The 3,902-nt window shown below is 66.9% G+C and carries 3 protein-coding genes and 1 pseudogene; 3 read left to right on the top strand and 1 reads right to left on the bottom strand.

Annotated elements, in window-relative coordinates; genetic code table 11:
- Positions 1-887 precede the first annotated feature (887 nt).
- From BLW04_RS26365 to BLW04_RS24870, 3 genes are all read left to right on the top strand, one after another.
- Positions 888-1,199 carry a VldE C-terminal domain-containing protein gene (locus BLW04_RS26365; RefSeq protein WP_139307033.1) on the top strand — a complete coding sequence of 104 codons (312 nt, stop codon included), beginning with the start codon at positions 888-890 and terminating at the stop codon, positions 1,197-1,199.
- Between the two features lie 257 nt (positions 1,200-1,456).
- Complete coding sequence (locus tag BLW04_RS27205) at positions 1,457-1,609, top strand: hypothetical protein (RefSeq protein ID WP_175484290.1); 153 nt, start codon at positions 1,457-1,459, stop codon at positions 1,607-1,609.
- Between the two features lie 629 nt (positions 1,610-2,238).
- Positions 2,239-3,399, top strand: coding sequence for a CDP-glycerol glycerophosphotransferase family protein (locus BLW04_RS24870; protein WP_256375512.1), 1,161 nt, complete (start codon positions 2,239-2,241; stop codon positions 3,397-3,399).
- A 242-nt stretch (positions 3,400-3,641) separates the two neighbouring features.
- On the opposite strand, the pseudogene BLW04_RS24875 reads toward BLW04_RS24870, so the two are convergent.
- Positions 3,642-3,902 (bottom strand): annotated as a pseudogene (locus tag BLW04_RS24875) (IS256 family transposase); the annotation flags it as partial.

Genomic DNA, 3,902 nt, shown 5'->3' on the forward strand with positions numbered 1-3,902 from the left:
TCGCGCCCACACATCATCCGAGAGCACACCAGTCCGCGTCATGAACCCACCTTCGACCACCTGACACCCAAGATCCGGGAGACACGCCCTAGTCCGGGATCAATAAGTCACCTCAGCCCGGCCCGGGCGCCCCGCATGCCTGGTGCACGAGGCAGCATGCCTGGTGCACGAGGCAGCTGGTTCCGGTCAGCCCCTCCGGGTTGCCCGGCCTCGGTGGACCGTCGCCGCGCTTCCGGAAGGACCGCCTCGATCGGGATGTGACGCAGGGCACTACCATGTTTCGGGGCACGCTCATCAGCGCGGTACCGGAGACGGGGTACGTCCATGGTCGCGGCACCAGTTCTCCCGTCGGAACGAGCGGTCGATCCCGCAGGATGCCGAGGACCACGGTCGCAGTCACGCTCCTGACCGCTGCGATCGTCGGCGGGCTCCAGGTGCCTGGTGCCGGTGCTGCCGCTGCCGCACCCACCGCGACGGGCGCACCCGCAGGGATCCCGAGCGCCAACATCCGGTCCGGTCCTGGACTGGGTTACCCCGTCCTCCGAACGGCTCAGGCGGGCACTGCGCTCACGGCGAACTGCTACGCGCTCGGCGATGGTCGGCGTTGGTTCGCGCTGAGCACGGGCGGTTACATCTCCGAGCGGGTGGTCAACTCGACTGCCGCTGCCTGGCTGCCGACCTGCGTCGGCGGAACCGGCAGCACCGAGGCCGCGCCTTCGCCAGCTGCACAGGCCGGGTCCGGCGCGGAGCAGGAGTCCGAACCCGGCGCGCTGCAGGACTCACAGACCGCGGTGACGGCGGTCGGCCAGTTGGTCCCGCGGGCAGCACGGCTGAAGGAAATCTCCTTTGAGCGGTGGGGGTGCGCCACTGACCACCCTGCTCCCTGCGTGTCGGTCATCGGTGGATGGCGGGCCGCGGGTTCCGTGCCCGACAGTGACCACCCGAAGGGGAAGGCGATCGACGTGATGGTCACCACGAACGGTCAGAACGCCGCAGGTGTCCAGCAACGACTCGGGGACGACATCGCGACGTACATGACCCGCAATGCCACGACCCTGGGCGTCAAGTACGTCATCTGGGACAACCGCATCTGGACCCCGCGCAGCGGCTGGCGGACCTACTGCCGGTCCACCTGCCCGCAGGGGAGCGTCAACCCGACCTACCTCCACCAGGATCACGTGCACATCTCCGTCCAATGACCGGGGTGGGGTGCTCGCTGGTCACCTCCTCAACGATGATCATCCTGGTGCGTCGACGAGCGTGACGCAGGATCGGGCCCTCAGCGGGCTTCAGAGCCACTGCGATGGCCGCGCACCACGGATGTCAGCTGACAATCACCAGAAGCAGCTGATGTGTGCAACGCTTGGTCACCCTCGTGGGACCAAGCGATTCACTGCACCATTCCGCACCTTCGGAGCCCGCACCGACGCGCGCTCGGTCACGAGCCGCCGAGCAGATGCCGATCCAGCCGCACGCCGCACACCGGATCGAGCACCCAGGCACCACTACCATCTTCGATGACCGGGACCTGACCCCGTCCACCGGCGCGCAGCCAACGCTGCGCAGCACGACCCGCGCCACGCAACTCACCGGCACCTGCCTCGCGTGACCCGACACCGCCTCTACCGTCGACGATCTACCAACGCTGCCGCGTGGCCACAAAGGGACAGACCTCGAGCGGACCGACGTCAAGACCCGGCTCTCGAGCGTTTCGCATCGCTGGCTCGACACCGACTCCGGCGTCGCCGTCACCTTGATCGCGTTCGTCGCTGAACTGTTTCGTGCTGGGGTCAGTTCAGCCTGGATCCACCGTTGATCTTGGTTGGCTCACCAAGCGCAGACCAAGCAATTAAGATGAGTCAGCGGCCTCGGGTTCAAGGGGTCGACCGAGACGACTAAGATCGACGGCCTGGACCGAGGTTCAGGTGTCCGTACTGAGGCTTCGCGTTGCATGGATCTAAGAGTTGATGGCGGCGAGGCTGCCGTAGTGCTTGGACGTCTGTCAGAGAGGGCGTTCGCACCTACCCGGAGACGCGGTCCGTCCTCATAGCCTGCCGGCGTTGAGGCTCACGCCGTTATGCTCATGCAGCAATGCCTTAGCTGGGACCATCAAGAGGAGCACGAGGTGATCGTCCTGTTCCGCTTTCGGGCGACGGCGCCACCGGCAGCTGAAATGGCCGATCTGTGACGGGCGCTGCACCGGGTGTGTCGTTGCTACCCGTCAGCAGTAGATGGCGCGTGCCACACGGCCGTCGCGGTGCCCGGCGACTGGTAGACGTCGCAGTTGCGTCCGCGACCCGCCTGCTGCCAAAGGATCCGAGACGGGTGGTGCTGCACAGCCCCCACGACATCGAGGATGGCCTGATCGCCGTGGCCGAGGAGTGCGCCGCCCGGGGTTGGGTCGCGACGTTCCTGCTCGAGAACCCGCGGCGTGGCCCGCTGTTGCGGTCGCTGACCACGGGCCAGGTCGCCATCCTGCCGAGGCGCTCAGTGCGCGGGGTTCTGGCCTTCCTCACCGCTCGCTATGTGGTGAAGTCTGATCGGCTGTACGGCGACCACCGGCCCCCTGTCGCACAGGTCGTCGTGTCTTTGTGGCACGGGGAGCCTCCTACCAAGATGACTGCCCGCTTCCGCGGCCGTGGCGGCGTGCACAGCAGCTACGCGCCTGTCTGCTCGACGGTCGGTCGTGCCTACCGGGCGGCGGAATTCGGCATGCACCCGCTACAGGTGCCGATCGTCGGGGCACCGCGAAACGACCGCATGCTGCGAGCTGACCGCACGGCGATGCGAGAAAGGCTGCTGGGCGACGACGCCGACCGCGCGACGCTGCTGTGGATGCCGAGCTTTCGGCGTGCCGCACCTGACCGGCGCTCCGGCAGCGCCGGCGGCCTGACGGAGGGGCCGTTTCCTGAACGGGACTTGCGCAGCCTCGACGCCTGGCTGGACCAGCACGGCGCGCGCGTGGTCGTCAAGGTTCATCCGAGCGACACGACCACCTTTGCAGGCGACTTCCGCGCAATTCGTGTGCTGCGGGCCGGCGACCTCGAGCGCCAGGGCCTGACGCTGTACCCGGTGCTGTCGGCCTTTGACGCGCTGATCACCGACATGTCCTCAATTTGGCTAGACTACCTGCTGCTCGACAGGCCCCTAATTTTCGCCTTCCCTGACGTGGCGGACTACCGGTCCGTGCGCGGGTTGAACCTCGAGCCGTACGAGGAGTGGGTGCCAGGCCCCTTCGCCACCAACATAGAAGGGCTTCTCACGGCCGTGCAGGACGTGGTAGAGGGACGCGACTCGGCTGTCGAGGAGCGCAGGCGGGCGAGGCTACGCTTCCACCAGTACCGGGATGATGCCAGTACCGTCCGCCTCCTGGACGGGCTCGGTATCGTCCGTCGCTGACCGTCGGGGGGTGGGTGGCTTGGAGAGCGATCGCGCCACGCAGTAGTGTTGAAGATGGACCAGTCCGGCAAGGGGGCGCCCTGACGTATCGGGAGTTATCGGTGACGTGGCAGACCCACAAATCTATATTGCCCCTAGGTAAGGAATAGGCACCGTCCTCTGTGTAGGGCGCGACAGCACCCGGCTACATCATCCGAGCAGTCCAACTCGAGCAATGGTCAAGACCTGTGGATCAAGATTGTTTAGGCGGCTCGGGCGGCGGCGGGCTCAGCTGCCGCTGAGTCTGGTTGGTGGGCTGGGGTGTCGGGCCGTTCGACCAGGACGCCGTTGATGAACGTGGCGCCGGCGCGGACGAGGGCGACCAGGTGCGGGGCGTTGACCGCTCGCCACCGTCGTTGGGCGGCTTCGATGAACTTGAACGCCATCGCCAGACCGGCGGCCTTGCTCCCGGGCCCGCGGGTGACCTTGGTCCTGTGACGGACGGTGGCGAAGGTGGATTCGAT

Origin of the sequence: Modestobacter sp. DSM 44400 (assembly GCF_900107175.1) — a bacterium.
Classification (GTDB): domain Bacteria; phylum Actinomycetota; class Actinomycetes; order Mycobacteriales; family Geodermatophilaceae; genus Modestobacter.